This window comes from Streptomyces sp. NPDC087420 (assembly GCF_044744165.1).
Classification (GTDB): Bacteria; Actinomycetota; Actinomycetes; order Streptomycetales; family Streptomycetaceae; genus Streptomyces.
Map to the genome: position 1 here is coordinate 303,285 of NZ_JBIUXU010000013.1, position 16,571 is coordinate 319,855.

The following is a 16,571-nucleotide window of genomic DNA, read 5'->3' on the forward strand; positions in this document are numbered from 1 at the left end:
CTTGCCGTTGGACAGCTTCGCGGGGGTCAGGGAGAGGCGGTGCTTGATGGAGGACCAGCCGCCGTCGCTGTAGTCGGTGATCCACTTGGATGGGACCGTCTCGCCCTGGCTGACGACGCCCGGCGGGGGCGGCGGCGGGGGGGCGGCGCCACGTACCGGTCCACGCCCCGGCGGACCAGGAGCAGCGCCTCGCGTTCCTCTCCGGCCGGCCCGTCCTTGAAGGCGACGAGGGCGGGGGTGTTACGGCTGTCGTGTCCGTCCAGGTTTTGTACCTTGCTCCAGCCGTCGGCCTCGGTCCACGTGGCGTGGGCGAGATTGTCGGTGGTGGGACTGGGGAAGACGGCGTGGAGCTTGCCGTCGTAGGAGGCGAGGGCCGCGGTGCGGCGGGTGAGCACACCACCGGCGGGGTTGCTCCAGCTGGTTCCGTCGAACGCAGTGTGGAACAGGTAGCCCTTGGCCTGGGTGATCCGGTAGAGCAGATGGAGCTTTCCGTCGTGGACGGCGGTGGCCAGGTTGCCGGGGTAGCCGTGCTCCTCTTTCAGCCGCTTCTTGAGCACGGCATCAAAGGAGTCGTGGAGCTCTGCCGCACGGGAGCTGGCAGCATCCCATCGACCGTTCCTCCGGACCAGGTGGCAGATCCGCTGGCGCCCCACGTCCGCGTAGAGCAGGTGTACCTGTCCGTTGAAGAATGCCAGGGCGGGAGCGCTGGGGCGTTGCAGGCCGTCGCCGGCTTCATCCGTGAGTGAGTCGATGACAGTCCACTCGGGTTCGCCGTCCTCTGTGTAGCGCAGTTCCGCCTCGTACAGTTCGCTGAAGTCGGCGCCTTCGTCGGTGAACACCATCCGCAACGTGCCGTTGTCGTTGACGATGGCAGGGGTTTCCAGCTGGTCACAGGGCCGGCGGTGCTGTCCGGCGTCCACTTGCGGGCCTTGGACAGGGCGGCTGCTGCGGCTTGGCGCTTGTCCGACCACCGGGTTTTCTCGTCGTCGGTGGCTTTGTCGGGCAGCGGCTTGCCCGCCTCGTCCAGGGCCGCAATGTGGGCCCGCAGCGCGGACGGGGTGAAGCTGGTCCACTTTACGGGGAGCTGCTTCGTATCCTCTTCGCGGGCGCCTCGGTGCACGCAGTACAGGGTTCCGTTCACGTCGGCGAGAGCAGGCGCGGCGGCCGACAGGTGGTCGGCGAACGCCACCGCCGGACTCCACCCGTCGGCGGTCGTGTAGACCGCCCGCCACAGATTCTGATCGTCTTCCAGCGGATTGGTCTGGTCAGCCACACGCGCTCCAGTTCAGGCGATGCGATGCCGGGTCAACACACCGGCAGACGGGCAAGCGGCACACCTCAGATACATGCAAAAAGTAACGAACTGCTCACGGATTGTGCAAACGGGTTGATCGTCATGGCGCGGTAGGGCCGGTCAAATGACCCGGGTCCCGGCAGCTGCACAGCGCACACGACGCTCCCTACGGAACCCCCGCAGTGGATCGCCGCATGCGGATCAGCCTCGGACTTCGGCCACACCCGCACCCCTCGCCGCACAGACCACAAGTGAGGCCCCAAAGCAAGCACCCACGCGTTTCCCAGAACTCAGCGACATCACTTCCCCGTGCAACCGAGTGTTCCCGTCAATGAGCAGCAGACGTTCTCGAAACTCGCCTACGTAGCCAAGAGCTCCAGGTCCGACGGCCGCCCGACCTCAATCCGCTCGCACAGCCTCAGCAGGCTCGCCTTCCCCTGATCGACCACGTGATCAGGGAAGTGCGCGTCGTCGTGCATCTGCCGCAGGAACGCGTGTCCCGCTACCTGTTGGTTAGTGATCGGCATGGCACTTCCCTATCTCCGCGAAAGCTGACGCGCCGGTCATGCGCAGCACCACTGACAGCGACGCCCCGATGGACGCCAGACCTCACGCGACCAGGACTTTCACAACACGCCCTAGAGCTGGCCCGCATCGCAAAGGCGGAGGAAGTCCCGAGCGCCGCGCAGGTGGGTGCGCAAGGACCGTTGGGTCTTCTGACTGTCAAGGCGCACGTCGAGGGCTCCGGGAACGGTGCTCTCTGCCCGCAGGCTCGCGGGCAGACGGGAGGGGTCGATGCCGTCGCGTCTGGCGATTAGGACGCCGAGTTCATGGCGGCTCAGGGCGTCGGACCCCGCGAGGTGGTGGATACCTGCCGCACCGCTCGTCGCGAGTTCGAGCAGCGCGGCTGCCAGGTCCGAGACATGGACGGGACAGCGGATGTCGTCGGTGAACAGGGCACCGTCGACGGCTCCGGCGGCGAGTTGGTGCACCAGGCGCTCGTGGACGGAACGCCCGTGCCCGATGATCAGCGACGTACGGGCGACCACGGCCTTCGGATGCACCGCGAGGATCCCGGTCTCCGCCGCTGCCTTGGCCGCGCCGTACGGGGTGATGGGGTCGGGGAGACGGGACTCGTCGTAGTGGGCTCGGCCGACGCCGGAGAACACCGCGTCGGTGGACATGTGAACCATACGGGTTCCGTGCTTCGCGGCGACTATCGCGAGCTGGAGCGGACCTTCCGCCGTAACCGCCCAGTCAGCCCGGCCGCTTGAAGCGTTGATGACGACGCGCGGGTTCACCTCGGCCATGACTGTGTCCAGCCTTCCCGCGTCCCGCAGATCGAGGGGGCACCACGCGGTGGGGGAGGCGGTGCCCGGCTTGGTCGCGTACGTCGCGACCGTCGTGTGACCCGCCGCTCTCGCCTGCCGGACCAGCTCGGACCCCAGGAAGCCGGACCCGCCGACGATCAGAATTGTCATGCGCGTAACCGTAGCCCCGTGGGCCCCACGATGGCGGGCGGCCACTCAGTGCTCGTGTGACCGTCCGTCATCATCCGGGGAGGCGGAAGGCGACTACGTCGGCGGCTTCCAGACGTAGCGGACGTCGGGCTCTTGCTCGTCGTTGTGCTGGCCGTCGGTGCGCTCGGCCTCGGTGAAGCCGTGCCTCTGGTAGAAGCGCCGGGCTGGGCTGTTGACTTGGAACGTCCACAGCGACAGGCCGTCAGGCTGTTGCTGCTTGGCCAGGGACATGAATCTGTCGCCGAGGCCCCGTCCGCGCCATTCCGGTTCGAGGTAGAGCTGCTTCAGCTCCTTCCCTTTGAGCACAAGGAGGCCCACCACGCTGTTCCCGGTGACGGCGACCCAGGTCTCGTACTGCGGCACGAGCACGCGGGCGAACCAGTCATGCACGTCTGGTTCGTCGTGGGCGCAGCGTACGGTCGGCAGCGCCGCGGCGTACGAGCGGAGCCACACGTCCGCCGCGGCACCCGCGTCGGTTGCGGCTGCACGGCGAAGGACCACGTCATCGCTGTTCATAGCGCGGCCCGGTCTACTTTCCCGGACGCCCGAGCTGGTGGACGGTCCAGCCCACAGTGCGCCAGGGCTCGGGGTCGAGAGTGGTGCGGCAGTCCACGAGTAGGGGGTTGGCCGGGCGGTCCACCAAAGCGCGAGGGTCGGCCTGCCCGTACTCGGGCCACTCGGTAGCCAGGACGACGAGGTCCGCGCCGTCGAGGGAGCCGGCGAGGTCGTTGGTGTAGTCCAGCTCCGGGTTGCGGACCATCGCCGTGGGTACGGCCTGCGGGTCGTGGACGGTGATGACGCCGCCGGCCTGCTGGAGTGCCTGGGAGAGAGCGAGGGCCGGCGACTCGCGCACGTCGTTGGTGCCGGGCTTGAACGCAGCACCCCACACGGTGATCTGGGCGCCCTTGATGGGGCGGTCGCCCAGGGCGCGCGTGATGAGTCCGAGGGCGACATCCGTACGGTGCTCGTTGATCTCCTCGGCAGCGCGCAGGAGGGTCGCAGCCTGATCGGCGCCGAGCTGCCGGGCGGAAGCGGTGAAGGCGCGGACATCCTTGGGGAGGCAGCCGCCGCCGTAGCCGATGCCGGGCCTCATGCCGCCCGCGCCGATGCGGGGGTCGATGCCGAGGATGTCCACGATCTGGGAGACATCGCCGCCCGCGGCTTCGCACATGTCGGCGACGGCGTTGATGTAGCTGATCTTGAGTCCGAGGAAGGTGTTCGCGGCGCCCTTGGCCAGCTCGGCGGTCTGCGGGTCGGTGATGAAGATCGGTACACCCGCGTCGATGATCCCGGCGTACACCGCACGGATCGCTTTCTCACCCTCCGCGGTGGCAACTCCGGCGATGAGCCGGTCCGGCCGGAGGGTGTCCTCGACGGCGTGACCTTCGCGCAGGAACTCCGGGTTCCATACGACGTCGACCCGGTCGCCCACGGGGGCCAGGCGCTGCGCGAGGGCGGTGACCTGGGTGGTGGTGCCGACGGTGACGGTGGACTTCCCGACGATCGTGCACGCCCGGTCGAGGTGGGGGGCGAGCTGACGGATCGCGCCGAAGACCTGTGCGGTGTCGTAGGAGCGGCCGTCGGCGTCGATGGGGGTGCCGACGCCGATGAAGTGCAGTTCGGCGAAGCCGGCGGCCTCGCGGATGTCGGTGGTGAAGCGCAGACGTCCGTTCTGGGTGTGGCGGGCGAGCAGTTCCGGCAGACCGATCTCGTAGATGGGGCACTCGCCGGCGTTGAGTCGGTCGACCTTGGCCTGGTCGACGTCCACACCGATGACGCCGTGGCCGAGTTCGGCCATCGCCGCAGCGTGCGGGATGCCGAGGTGACCGCAGCCGATCACGGAAACACGCATTGCAGGTCGTCCTTGTCTGGTCGGGGGCACACCGACGTCGGTGTGCCCTCAGACGCTATCGGCGAGCAGGACCCGAGTCGGGTTGCTCGCGGGTTCGTTGGAGTTGTTCGATCCGGTGGTGCGAGTCTGGCGTCGTGCCAGCAAGCGGCCTCGGACGGTTCAGTTCAGGGCATCCAGCGCGCTGGACAGGGCGGTGGTGAGGAACTCGATGTCCTCGTCCGTCGACGTCAGCGGGGGTGCGACGACCAGCCCTTCACTCTTCGGATCCCCGGCGCCGGTGAACGGGTAGAAGAACACGCCGCGTTCCTCGGCGGCCTTCATCACGGGCCAGAGCTGTCCCGGGGCGACCTCCACGCCGTAGAGGAAGCCTCGCCCACGGATGTCCCGCACCGGCCCGACACCGTTCAGTGACGTCATGGCCTCCTGGAGACGTTCGCCGCGCGCCGCGAAGGCGGCCAAGTCCATTTCCTCCAGCTCGTCAAGGACGCCTAGGCACGCCGCTGCCATGAGGGGATGGGTGGCCATGGTGCCCATCGCGGGGAGCGAGGCGGCGTCCGCATCGCGGAGCCACCACGCCATCTCGGGCGAGACCAGCACCGCGCCGACGCTGGTGTAGCCGGCGCCCAGTCCTTTCGAGAGGATCACGATGTCGGGTTCGCAGCCGTCCCAGTGGTGGCTGGCCAGCGGTGTTCCGGTGCGCCAGAGCCCGGTCAGCACCTCGTCGTGGATCACGAGGACGTGCCTCTCCCGGCAGATTTCCGAGACCCGGCGGAGGTAGCCATCGGGCGGTACGAAGGCGCCGCCCGTGGTCCCGTTGATGGGCTCGATGAGTACGGCGGCGACGTTCTGGGCGCCGCGGCGGTCGATCTCCTTGGCGATCTCGTCGGCGCACGAGGCGTCGCAGTCGCGGTCCGAGTGGGGGTGCGTCGGCGGGTAGGGCGCCGGGAAGCCGGGCCCGAGGTCGAGCGCGTCCTCCGGGCGGGGTCGGCGGGCGTGGTTCCCGGCCAGGGCGAGGGTCAGTGCGGACATCCCGTGGTAGCTCAACGTCGAGGTCAGGATGTCGCCGCGCAGCTTCCCGTTGCGCACGCGGGTGATGTTCCGCGCGAGGCCCACGGCCACCTCGACGCCGAGCGTCCCGCAGGTGGTCAACGCCACGGAATCGTCGGGGCGGCCGACCGCGCGGCACAGACGCTCCATCAGCTCCATCTGGATGCGGGGCTGTACGACGGCCGCGCCGCCGAATGAGTAGCGGAAGAACTGATTCTCGATCCGGGCGTAGACCTTGGCACTGCTCTGGCCCACGTTGGTGCACAGCAGACCGCTCGATCCGTCGAAGATCCGGCTTCCGCCCTCAAGGTGCAGCCATGATCCTTGCGTTCCCACGACTTCGAAGTCGGGGAGCGGCCTGGACGACGTCAGCAGCCGATCACGGTTCTGCGCATACGCGTTCACTTTGGGGAGTCCCTTCTCGGGTGTGCTCACGGGGAGGGGGCCGCGCACGAGCGCCCAGCGCGGCCCCGGGGAGGACGTTCGTTCAGGCGGTGGCCTGGGCGACGGGGACGTTCACGCCGAGCTGGTTGCACAGTTGGACGAGTGTGGGGATGGCCTCGGCCTTCACGATCACGTCGTCGTCCTGCGGGCCCTCGAGCGGGTAGGGCATGTACTCGCCGAACTCCTCCAGGCCCTCGGTGTCGATGAAGAAGACCTTCATGCCGCGCTCGCGGGCTCGCTTCTCGACCGACCGCCGGTCGGCGTGCAGGCCGACGACCAGGAGTGCCTTTGCCTCGGAGTGGAACGGCACGGGTGGGATCTTCTGGTCGTAGCGGCGTACGAAGCACTCTTCGAGCCCGGCCCGCGCGGCAAGCAGGTCGAAGTTGTGCTGGAGCACGGGACCGACGAAGTGTCCGGCGTCGTGGAGGGCCTTGAGCGCGTGGTGGGCCGCTGTCGGTTCGGCGAGGAAGCTGACGCGGAACATCGTGACCAGCTCGTCCGCCTTCATCGTGGCGTCGAGCAGCATCTCCCGTACGAGCGTGTCCCTCTGTGGGCTCAGGACGAACGGGTGCGTCTGCTTCATGACGTTGTCGGTCCGCTCGGTGACCCGGTACGCCTGGTGCAGGAAGTGCAGCGGCGGCACACCGGCCTCCACGCTCGTGCCGCAGCCGATCTCGACCTGGAACGGCAGGTAGTTCTTCAGCTCGCTCAGGTCGTCGGCGTAGGTCGGGTTGCCGCGCTCGTCCTTGATACGGATGCCGCCCGCCAGGACGTTCCACGGCATCTGCCGCACGTTGCGCGTCACCTCGAAGTCCTCGGAGAGGAAGACGACGTCGAGCGAGCAGAACCCGGCCGGCGTTTCCCGTGAGGCTCGCTCGTCCTGCGGGTGCGTGTCGTACGGGGTGACGGTGACCCGCAGGTCGCCCTTCGACCACATGGCGTCGTCGACCTGCCGCCAGCCGCCTTGGAGGAGCCAGAAGCGCACATTGCTGCGGTACTCGTCGATCTCAGCCTTCGGGCCAAGGACCGACGTGTACAGGTAGAGCTCCGCGAGAACGAGCCGCGGCACCGGGAACGTGTAGTCCAGGTCGTACCGGTAGCGGTAGTGCACGATGCGGCGGCGGCCCTGCTCGTCCTCGGACCAGCCGGACTGGACGGCGTTCGCCGGGTCCTGAGTCCGGCGCCAGATACCCTCCTCGATCGCCCGGGGCCGTTCGTGTCCGGCGCCGGCGAAGTACTTCTCCCAGGTGGCTACCTGGGCGTTGTCGAGCTGTTCGATCACGGGATAGGGAAGGAACATCTCGTCCTCCTAGTCAGCGGCGTTGGAATAGCGCGTGCTTCCCGGCCGGGCGCGGCTGCCATACCGCCGCAACGCGGGCAGGCTGCTGCATGTTCGATTCGGTGGCCGCACCCGGCAGGGAAGTTGGAACCCACCCCTGTCCTGCGTAGAAGGGACAAGTCGTGTCCGGCTGCGGGCCGGGGCGGAAGTCTGGAAAGCGGAACCATCTGCTCTGGCTCGATCAGGCGTACGGCCACGGCATTCCGGAGTACCAGCGGCCCTGGACCATGAACGCAGTGATCAAGACGGCGAGGAACCAAGAAACGCTGAGATAGGTGTAGAGGCCGTGTACCAGTACGGGGTGTTCCCGGCGCAGAGCCCTGAGCGCGGCAAAGCCGGTCCGGCCGTGTGACTGCGCCCGGAACCCAAAGAGCTTGATCTCCACAGACGACGGCTGGGCAGGGCGTTCCGAGTCGTCGTCCAAGAGCATGTCGAGGAGGGTGAACGGCTCGTAGTCCTTGCGCGTGGAGCGATTCGCGCGAAGGCGGCGAAGGTTTTTCAGGACGTGCATGATCAGTCGGCTCTTTCTCGATTGTTTGGGTTGCGCAAACCACGGCAGAGGGTCGGCGAAGGAACGTGCGGGCCACGTCGGCCGAACTGCCTTCTCCGTCGCAGCGGTCATGAGGGCGCCTCCGCGAGGACGGGCCGATGTGGGGCGACAACCTGCCCGTCCGGAAGCAGCTCGCCGGTGTCCTCGAAGAACAGCACGCCGTTGCACAGCAGGCTCCAGCCCTGTTCCGGGTGATGCGCCGCACGACGCGCGGCCTCCCGGTCAGGAGCCTCAGCCGTCGGGCACGGCGGGGTGTGCGCACATGGTGCTCTTCCTCTCGGGTGCGGGCGGGAAGTTGGTCCCCTCTTCAGCGGGCTTCAGGGCCGTGGGGAAACGGTTCAGAGGTAGCTGAAGAGGGGGTCTCTGGGCGGTGCTCCACGAACGCGGCGGTCGAGTGGGGCCAGACCGCTCCCGCGTGGTGGGAGGACGGCGTGGTTTTCGGCCGCTTCTACGGCTACAGCAAGGCCGCCCCCACTCGGAGCATCTGCCAGTGGCTGGCTCCTCGGGGGCTCCTGGCCGCCCGGCACGAGCTGACGTGTCCCGCAGAGGCAATCCGCGGGCGCCGTCGCCGTACGCCGGGAAGTCGTGTGCCGAAAGTCCGATCAGGCGGACGCCGGTCGTCGTTCCATGAAGTAGGCGAGGGCTTGAGCCCTGAGACGGTTGAGGCACGGCTCGCACGCGAAGAACGGGGCGTGCTGCCCGTCCCACTGCACAGGGCCGAGCCAGATCACTCGCACGTCCGAGCGCCCGCACCCAAGCCAGCAGTCACCAGTGATCCATTGCCGCCCCACGGAAGACTCCCCCCGTTCTCGGTAGCAGGGACGGCCGCTCGGCCGCCCGACAGTTGAGCGCTGCGCAGCCCCGGGACCGGAATGACAGACCCCGGTGGCGCGCCTCCCCAAGCGTCAGGCCCTCGGGGGGATGGGCGGACGACGTCCAGAAGTGGCGGGTGCGCTGCGGAGCGGTGGTATTCACTCGTCGCCCTTGAAGCGGAGTTCGGCCCAGACCTCTTTGGCCCATGGATGCCCGGCCGAGCCGTGCAAGTCGTAACCCCAACCGTCGGCGACGGCATCGATGAGGAACAGTCCGCGACCCGACTCGTCCTCGTCATCCGCCTGGCCGAGAGTAGGCAGGCACCACGGCGCCCGGTCCACGACCCCGATACGCACCCGAGTCCCGGTCGGCCGTCCGACTATCAGGCGGATCTCATGACACGGCGTGTGCCTGACGGCGTTCGCAATCAGCTCGGTGACAACCAACGCAGCACGGTCAGCGAGGTTGTCGAGGTGCCATACGCCGAGGACTTCCCGAACAAACCGGCGGCCGATCTCGGCCGTCGACGGCTCGCACGGAAAACTCTGGCTATAGGCGGGACGGCCGACGGAAGCGGCCAGAACAGACCTACTGAGACTCGTCATTGGGGTAGAGCCTTCGCGTTGTCTCGGCGCTCGGTCCTCCGCAGGAAAACGCCAGGGCCGACCGAGCCGTCAACAGCCGCCCGCACTCACGTGACGGCCGACCAACAACCAGATAACTCCGCCTCGCCACGGACCGGTTAGGGCAATCACGGGCCCCTCCCACGGGATGACCTAGGGCGATTTGACCTTCTCTTTACCTGACGAATGGGTGACGTGAGAGCTACCGTGCGTCAATGGACATCACGCGCAACACCACTCTTGCGGTGTGGATGGCCGAACACGGCTACAGCTCCAACAGCCTTGCTGATGCGGTGAACAGGGCCCTGGAGCACCTGACCGGAAGGGCCGGCGGGCTCGACGGCTCGTCGGTCCGAGCCTGGAAGGCAGGCCGGGTGACGTGGCCGAAGTCGGCAACCCGCAGAGCACTTGAAGACGTCACCGGCCTGCCCGCCACGGCTTTAGGGTTCGTGCCACGGAGACGCCCTCCGTCCACCCCAGCCGCACCGCAGCAGGAGGACCCCGACTTGAAGCGCCGCACCCTCGTCGGTGGCCTTGCCGCGGCTGCCGCAGCGGCAGCAGCCGCCCCTGGCACCGCAACCCGCCGCATCGGCATGGGCGATGTCGACCGTCTACAGCAGCGCTTCGCCGAGATCGTCGCCAGCGACCACCGCCACGGCGGACAACTCGGCATCGAGCAGCAGGCCGCCGCGCTCGCCGAGGAAGCACTGAACCTCCAGCACGCGGGCAGCGCCTCCCAGCGCGTACGCAGCAGCCTGTATGCCTCCGCAGCCGCGTTCCGCTCCTCGGCCATGTGGGCCGCCATCGACGGCCGCCGCTACGACGTCGCGAAGGCCCACATGCGCGAGGCCCAGGCCCTAGCCGAGATGTCAGGCGACCAGGCGATCAAGTTCCGTATCTGGAGTCACGCGGGCACGATGTACCGGCACATGGGCCGACCCGCCGACGCGATCGCCGCCAACGATGTCGCCCGCAACCTGCACCTCACTCGCCGCGACCCCCTGTTCGCCTCCCTCGGCCTTGCCCGACAAGGGGCCATCCAGGGCACCGCACAGAACCGCGCCGGCACCCGCCGTGCGTTCGACCAGGCGCAGGAAGCCATGCTGCGCGCCGACCCCGCCGACTACCGACCGGTGTGGATGCGCGCCTTCTACGACCAGGCCGAACTGGACTCCCTGGCCCTCTCCGCGCACTTGGCGCTCGGTGACCACCCGACCGCCGAGTTCCACGCCCACCGCTGCCTGTCCGCGTTGCGACCCCACATGGTCCGTTCCCGGGCCATCGCCACAACCCGCCTCGCCCACGCCCAGCTCGCACAGGGCGCGCCCGACGCCGCCACGGCCACCGCGATGAAGGTCCCCATCGACGCCGCCACCCGTCACGCCCGCGTGGCACGCATGCTGCAAGAGTTCGGAGCCGCGCTGCGCGCCACCGCCCCGGGCAGCTCCACCGTGCAGACCTGGAACGAGCACGCCGCCCTCTGGAGGACTCCCGCATGACCACTGCGCCCGCCATCGAACTCCGCACATTCACCACCCTCGATATGGTTCGCGGCGACCTCCTCGACGTATACGCCGACGTACGCGCCCCACTCCTCCACCTGCCGAACTACGCGATCACGGCCTTCGGCGAACGACTGGACCGCCACGGCACCGAGCCGGGCTTCGCAGCCGTACTCGCGTACGCAGACGGACACCCGGTCGGCTACGCCTACGGCACCACCATCGAGCACGGCAACCGCTACTGGCAGCGCACCAGCCCGGAACCGGCGGCAAAGTACACCGAGCGTCCGGCCGTAGCCCTCAAAGAGATCGGCGTCCGACCGACCTGGCGAAAAACAGGCACCGCCCAGCGTATCCATGACACTTTCCTCAGCACCCGAGACGAACCGTTCGTCACGCTCATGGTCAACCCGGCGGCGGGCGACGGAAAGGTCCACGCGCTCTACAAGGCGTGGGGCTACGAAAGCATCGGACAGAGCCAGCCGTCTCCGACCTCGCCAGTCCTCACCGTCATGATCCGCGCCGTCCTCTGACCGGCACCATGACTAACCGATCGGGGCGGTTCACCCTCAGCACACGCGGCACCCTGGCCCCGCACATCACCTTCCACTGGAACGGCGTGGGCTTCTTCATCACACCCCAGCAGTCCGTCTGGGTGCGAGCAGTGCGGGAGATGATCGTCGGCAGCTGACAGTCCCTGTTACTCCGCAGAGGAGCACGCCCCCGCCGCGCTGGGGAACGGCAGCCGCAGAGCCTTAGGACACACAGGGGATGCCGCACACCGCGTTCTGCGGCTAATGTGATGACGGGCCATCAGAAGGCGGCCTGCGGTTCAAGGGGAGGGGGACCGTGAACGGCGCGCAGCGTATGTACGCGTATGTCAAGTTCATTGAGAAGCTGGCTGAGTTACACGGGGAAGCCTTCGAAGGCTTCTTCCACGACGTAATGTGCGCCCGGTACCCGGACTTTCTCGATGTACGTACCCACGGCAAACTGGGCGACCAGGGTTCCGATGGACTCAGCATGCACGACGAGAAGCTGTACGCCTGCTACGCGCCCGCCACCTTCGACGTCGCCAAGATCCGCAAGAAGTTCCACGGCGATCTGGATTCCGCGCAGCGACAGCGGCCGGGCCAGTTCAGTACGTTCGTCTTCGTCCACAACGACCTCCGCGGGATCCATCCGGAGATCGCCACCATGCTGGCCGAGGCGCGCACCGCACACCCGCCACTCCGCTTCGAGCAAATGGGTCGCAGGCGCTTATGGACCGAACTGCTGCCCCTGCCGTGTGAGACAGTCGAGTACATTCTTGGGTGCGAAATACCCATCGAGGAACAGATATACGGGGTTGGCATGGGTGACCTTGCCCCCTTGCTGGGTCGGCTGAAGGAACAGCGTCTGACCGCTGATCCACTGATGAGTCTCGCGGAAGTCAGCGACAGGAAAGTCGACTTCAACCAGATCATTGGAGAAGTACGCGACGATTTGGTCAACGGGATGCGATACACGCACCTCGTGGCCCAGTACTACGCCGGCGTGTACGACCCGTTTGAGCACGACGAAGTGGCCACCGCGTTCACCCAGGAGTATCTAGTCGCGCGTCGGCGCAGCAGCGACCCCGACCTGATCCTTCTGGACCTGCAGCACTACATCCACGGCAACCGCCTCCCCGGCTCGCGAGAATTGAGCGCCGGCTGGGTCGTCCTCGCCCACTTCTTCGAGCACTGCCACATCTTCGAGAACGCGCCAGAGGGCTGGTCACCCAACGGGCTGCCCAGTGATTGGAGCAGCTGACATGCTGACCCCAACCAAGGGCATTGCTCCCGACCGGGCCCTGCTTGCAGTCGGCGCCCAAATCCTCCAGGAACTCGACAGTCCCCTCACCGTCAGCCAGGCGTGGGCCCGGCTCAAATCACGGCGCTCCGAACTCGGTCACGGTTCGCCCGTCTCCTTCGGCTGGTTCGTGCTCGCCTTGGATGTCCTGCACGCCCTCGGAGCGGTTGAGCTCCGTGACGAGCTGCTGATGCCGAGGAGGCCCTGATGCTCCGCCGACTGAGCGCCAACGACCCGAGATTCCGCCGCATCGACTTCTCTCCCGGCCTCAACCTCCTCGTGGCCGACACAACGGACGTTTCCGGAGACAAGGACAGCCGCAACGGCACCGGCAAGTCGAGCATGGTGGAACTCCTGCACTTCCTCCTCGGTGCCCGCGCCGATAAGAGGAGCCTGCCGGCGCGCAAGGCCGTGCGGAAGATCGCCTTCAGTCTCGACCTGGACTGGCCGAGTGCCGACGCTGGGCTGCTAGCGGTCTCTCGGAGCGGGGCGCACCCAGAGGTCGTGCGGCTGAGCCAAGACATCGACGCAGACGAGCCACGACGTGAATCCCTCTTCGACATCGACATCGCAGGTCCCGTAGAGATCCCGGCGACACGGTGGACGAAATTGATCGAGGCGGAACTCTTCGGGCTGCGCGGAGAACACCCCGGCTTGAGCGGGAGGACAATGCTGTCCTTCTTGATCCGCCGGATTTCCAGTCACGCCTTCAACAGCCCGACTCGCACTTACAGCCAGCAGTCGGAGGCCGACGCAGCCACCAACCTCGCCTATCTCCTCGGCCTCGACTGGAAGCTCGCTGGTGGATACCGCGAGATCTCTGCGCGCGAGGCAACCCGACGCCAACTACGCCAGGCCGTCAACGACCCGGTGTGGGGCCGAATCGTAGGCAGCACCGCGGAACTGAGAGGCCAGATCACCATCGCCGAGGAGGAAGTGCGACGGCTTGAGGAGCAGATCAAGACATTTCGCGTCGTGCAACAGTACGAAGAGCTGAAACGGCGTGCCGACGAGATCGACCGCGAAATTCGAACCCTCAACTCCCAGGACTCAATCGATCAGCGGAACCTGTCGGACCTTCGAACCGCGGTACGGGACACCACCGACGGAGACGTGAGGTACCTGGAACCCGTCTACCGGGAGTTGGGCATTCTGCTCGGTGACCAGGTCAAGCGGCGCTTCGACGACGTCAAGGACTTCCACAAGTCGATCATCCGCAACCGGCAGCACTACCTCGCCGAAGAGGTCGAGTCCATCGAGAATCGGCTCGCAAACCGCGCAACGCAGCGGGAAAGACTGGGCGCCGAACTCCAGCAGGTCCTGCGAACTCTCAACGAGGGCGGTGCCCTGGAAGCCCTCACTGCTCTCCAGCAAGCTCTCGCGCAGAAGCAGGCGTCGGTGGGAGCACTGCGTCACCGCTACGAAGCAGCGCAGACGCTGGAAGCCAGCGCCTTGGAGATCAAGGCCAAGCGTCTAGACCTCCAACGCGCGCTAAAAGACGACCTGGATGAACGAGCTATGCAGACCAGCGAGGCTACAGTCCTGTTCTCGGAGTTCGCCCAACGCCTCTACGGGTCAGGACGCCAGGCATACCTAGAGTTCGACGCCGGCCCCAGCAGCCTCCGAATCGTCCCCCACGTCGATAGCGACGACAGCCGCGGTATCGGTAACATGGTCATCTTTTGCTTCGACCTCACCGTGGCGGTCGTCGCCCACCGGCACGGGCGCGGCCCCGACTTCCTCGTTCACGACAGCCACCTCTTCGACGGCGTCGACGACAGGCAACTCCGCGACGCTTTGGAATTGGCGGCCGAGGTCGCGGAGCGGGAAGGCATGCAGTACATCGCCACGTTGAACTCCGACGACCTGGAGAAGGCCCAGCGCCGGGGATACGACGCATCAGGGAAGGTACTACCTGTGCGGTTGGACGACGAGTACGACGACGGGGGGCTGTTCGGGTTCCGCTTCTGAGGCGTCGGCGCAGTACGGTCTCAGTCATCCCCCTCAGATGCTTCGTAGACGGTTGGTACTGTCCGCAGATTCCGAATGCCTATCGCTGCGAACGAGCAGCCGGATCTACCCACTCGATGGGCTCAGCCGTCCTTCAGAGCCGTGCTCATTCCGGCACAATCAGGTAACGTCACGCAGCCAAGGTTCGGGTGAGGGAGGCACGGTGTCCTACGAGCCAAATCTGGCAGCTGCGTTGTCCGGCGCGACCATCCGCCAGCTCGCCCACTGGCGTAACCCATCGGCTAGTAGGGGCGCCATCTTGGTGCCCGAGGTGTCGCATACCCGACCGATCCTGTACTCCTTCCGAGACGTCGTCGCCCTCCGCACTTGTGTGAAGCTCCGTCAAGAGACATCGCTGCAGAAGATCCGCCAGGCGCTGAACACCCTGCGGGAAGACCTAGGCGAGCGAGAGCACCTGTCGTCGTATGCCCTCGTGGCGGAGAACGACAGGATCTATCTGGCCGACTCGGACCACGCCGTAGACCTCATCAAGGGGGGCAACGTCGTCATCCACGAACTGGTTGACGTCCTTGCCCCGTTCTACCGCAACGGTCGGCATATCCCGGACCTTCTCAAGCCGCGTGACCACGTGGCGGTCGACTCGTCCGTCCGAGGTGGCGAACCGGTCATCGAAGGCACCCGAATCCCTGCGTCAGACGTGGCTGCCTTGGTACGTGATGGGATTCCGCCCGACCTGATCAGCGACTTCTATCCCGGGGTCAGTGCTGCGGCCGCCCGCGACGCGAAGGATTTCAGCGACTACGTGGACAGCTACACCGGCGACAGCGGCACCAGGCAGGTCGTCGCTTGAAGTTGCTTCTGGACGAGAATATGCCGAGGCCCATGGCCAACATCGTGCGTACGCTCCTGGCCGGACACAACGTATCGCACGTCCAGGATCTGCAGGGTTGGTCGGGCACGAAGGACGTTGAGCTCTACCCCAAGGCCAGGGCAGAGGGTTTCGAGGCCATCATCACCAATGACAGCAAGCAGATGAACCGCCGTCTTGAAGTGGCGGCTATTGCTGAGTCGGGCCTGCACCGCATCGAGTACCGGCAGAACAACAAGCATGGTGGGTTGGTCGGTCTGGGGACCGCGATCGCCACCGTTTGTGCTGCTCTGCCACACGCGATGGACGAGTTGGCCGAGGCTGATGGACAGCGGCTAATCCTCCTTCGAGGCATTGACCCGACCAGGGGAAGCCGCCTCCAGGTGACGATCCCCGCGCTCGAGCCCCCGCGGCTGTGGCCTGATACCCGTGTACAGAGAGCCTCCGTGGTGCGCCAACGATCTGCGGAGAGGCCAGTTGGGAAGCCGACCGCGTGATGCGCACCACGTCTTCGAGATCTCGAATGTGCGCATCCCGGGCGAATGGCGCCACCACGTCGGTGCAACGGCTACCTCCAAAGGGCAGCCCTTCCCACGCGGAAAGCGGAAGCCCGGTCCGGAACGCAGAGGGCTGCTGACGAAGCTCTGGCCCCTCCCAGCGCCTGAATCCTCTTCCCAGGCGGCGCGCCCAATACGTGCCCGATCGGACGGACAACCGGGCGTGCTCGTCCATGCTCGACGCCACAGCGTGCCCGATAGATAACAACACACAACCAGGCCACGTTCGCGCGTAGGCACCGATCATTCAGCCCTCCGGCCTAACAACGGCTAACACAATGAGGTGGATCGGGCCTGGTGGCCGTGTCTGCGTCATGGGGTCAGCGTTGTCCGGGCATGGGGGCTTCGCCGTGGATCG

Annotated in this window: 18 protein-coding genes; 8 read left to right on the top strand and 10 right to left on the bottom strand. The window is 66.7% G+C overall.

Features of this window, described 5'->3' with window-relative positions; all coding sequences use genetic code 11:
- Window positions 1-26 precede the first annotated feature (26 nt).
- The 10 genes from ACIO1C_RS27510 to ACIO1C_RS27555 all read right to left on the bottom strand — a co-directional run bounded on the left by ACIO1C_RS27510 (window position 27) and on the right by ACIO1C_RS27555 (window position 9,464).
- On the bottom strand, window positions 27-920 hold the full coding sequence (locus ACIO1C_RS27510) for a hypothetical protein (RefSeq protein WP_401868064.1): 894 nt from the start codon (window positions 918-920) through the stop codon (window positions 27-29).
- A gap of 733 nt (window positions 921-1,653) precedes the next feature.
- On the bottom strand, window positions 1,654-1,821 hold the full coding sequence (locus ACIO1C_RS27515; protein ID WP_401868066.1) for a DUF5713 family protein: 168 nt from the start codon (window positions 1,819-1,821) through the stop codon (window positions 1,654-1,656).
- A gap of 111 nt (window positions 1,822-1,932) precedes the next feature.
- Window positions 1,933-2,775, bottom strand: a complete 843-nt coding sequence (locus ACIO1C_RS27520) for an SDR family oxidoreductase (RefSeq protein ID WP_401868069.1) — start codon at window positions 2,773-2,775, stop codon at window positions 1,933-1,935.
- A gap of 93 nt (window positions 2,776-2,868) precedes the next feature.
- Window positions 2,869-3,330, bottom strand: coding sequence for a GNAT family N-acetyltransferase (locus tag ACIO1C_RS27525; protein ID WP_401868072.1), 462 nt, complete (start codon window positions 3,328-3,330; stop codon window positions 2,869-2,871).
- A gap of 13 nt (window positions 3,331-3,343) precedes the next feature.
- On the bottom strand, window positions 3,344-4,666 hold the full coding sequence (locus ACIO1C_RS27530; protein ID WP_401868074.1) for a UDP-glucose dehydrogenase family protein: 1,323 nt from the start codon (window positions 4,664-4,666) through the stop codon (window positions 3,344-3,346).
- Window positions 4,667-4,825: 159 nt separating this feature from the next.
- Window positions 4,826-6,118: an aspartate aminotransferase family protein gene (locus tag ACIO1C_RS27535; RefSeq protein WP_401868075.1), complete on the bottom strand. Its 1,293-nt coding sequence runs from the start codon at window positions 6,116-6,118 to the stop codon at window positions 4,826-4,828.
- Window positions 6,119-6,200: 82 nt separating this feature from the next.
- A complete protein-coding gene (locus tag ACIO1C_RS27540; protein WP_401868078.1) occupies window positions 6,201-7,457 on the bottom strand; it encodes a hypothetical protein in 1,257 nt (418 codons plus the stop codon).
- Window positions 7,458-7,677: 220 nt separating this feature from the next.
- Window positions 7,678-8,118 carry a hypothetical protein gene (locus ACIO1C_RS27545; protein WP_401868080.1) on the bottom strand — a complete coding sequence of 147 codons (441 nt, stop codon included), beginning with the start codon at window positions 8,116-8,118 and terminating at the stop codon, window positions 7,678-7,680.
- Window positions 8,115-8,357 carry a DUF5999 family protein gene (locus ACIO1C_RS27550; protein WP_401868147.1) on the bottom strand — a complete coding sequence of 81 codons (243 nt, stop codon included), beginning with the start codon at window positions 8,355-8,357 and terminating at the stop codon, window positions 8,115-8,117. Before ACIO1C_RS27550 ends, ACIO1C_RS27545 begins: the two co-directional genes overlap by 4 nt.
- A gap of 660 nt (window positions 8,358-9,017) precedes the next feature.
- Window positions 9,018-9,464, bottom strand: a complete 447-nt coding sequence (locus ACIO1C_RS27555; protein WP_401868083.1) for an ATP-binding protein — start codon at window positions 9,462-9,464, stop codon at window positions 9,018-9,020.
- 233 nt (window positions 9,465-9,697) lie between these two features.
- Here ACIO1C_RS27555 and ACIO1C_RS27560 point away from each other — a divergent pair, with 233 nt between their 5' ends.
- The 8 genes from ACIO1C_RS27560 (at window position 9,698) to ACIO1C_RS27595 (ending at window position 16,153) form a co-directional block, all read left to right on the top strand.
- On the top strand, window positions 9,698-10,981 hold the full coding sequence (locus ACIO1C_RS27560) for an XRE family transcriptional regulator (protein ID WP_401868085.1): 1,284 nt from the start codon (window positions 9,698-9,700) through the stop codon (window positions 10,979-10,981).
- Window positions 10,978-11,517, top strand: a complete 540-nt coding sequence (locus tag ACIO1C_RS27565; protein WP_401868087.1) for a GNAT family N-acetyltransferase — start codon at window positions 10,978-10,980, stop codon at window positions 11,515-11,517. Before ACIO1C_RS27560 ends, ACIO1C_RS27565 begins: the two co-directional genes overlap by 4 nt.
- Window positions 11,518-11,525: 8 nt before the next feature.
- Entirely contained in the window at window positions 11,526-11,675 is a 150-nt protein-coding gene (locus tag ACIO1C_RS27570) for a hypothetical protein (protein ID WP_401868089.1), read from the top strand.
- A gap of 158 nt (window positions 11,676-11,833) precedes the next feature.
- A complete protein-coding gene (locus ACIO1C_RS27575; RefSeq protein ID WP_401868092.1) occupies window positions 11,834-12,778 on the top strand; it encodes an ABC-three component system protein in 945 nt (314 codons plus the stop codon).
- Between the two features lies 1 nt (window position 12,779).
- The gene (locus ACIO1C_RS27580) at window positions 12,780-13,025 is read left to right on the top strand and encodes an ABC-three component system middle component 6 (protein WP_401868095.1); all 246 of its coding nucleotides are present in this window, start codon (window positions 12,780-12,782) and stop codon (window positions 13,023-13,025) included.
- On the top strand, window positions 13,025-14,788 hold the full coding sequence (locus tag ACIO1C_RS27585; protein ID WP_401868098.1) for an ABC-three component system protein: 1,764 nt from the start codon (window positions 13,025-13,027) through the stop codon (window positions 14,786-14,788). Before ACIO1C_RS27580 ends, ACIO1C_RS27585 begins: the two co-directional genes overlap by 1 nt.
- 202 nt (window positions 14,789-14,990) lie before the next feature.
- Entirely contained in the window at window positions 14,991-15,638 is a 648-nt protein-coding gene (locus tag ACIO1C_RS27590) for a DUF433 domain-containing protein (protein WP_401868101.1), read from the top strand.
- Window positions 15,639-15,640: 2 nt separating this feature from the next.
- Window positions 15,641-16,153 (top strand): hypothetical protein, encoded by a 513-nt coding sequence (locus ACIO1C_RS27595; RefSeq protein ID WP_401868149.1) that lies wholly within the window; start codon window positions 15,641-15,643, stop codon window positions 16,151-16,153.
- Window positions 16,154-16,571 lie beyond the last annotated feature (418 nt).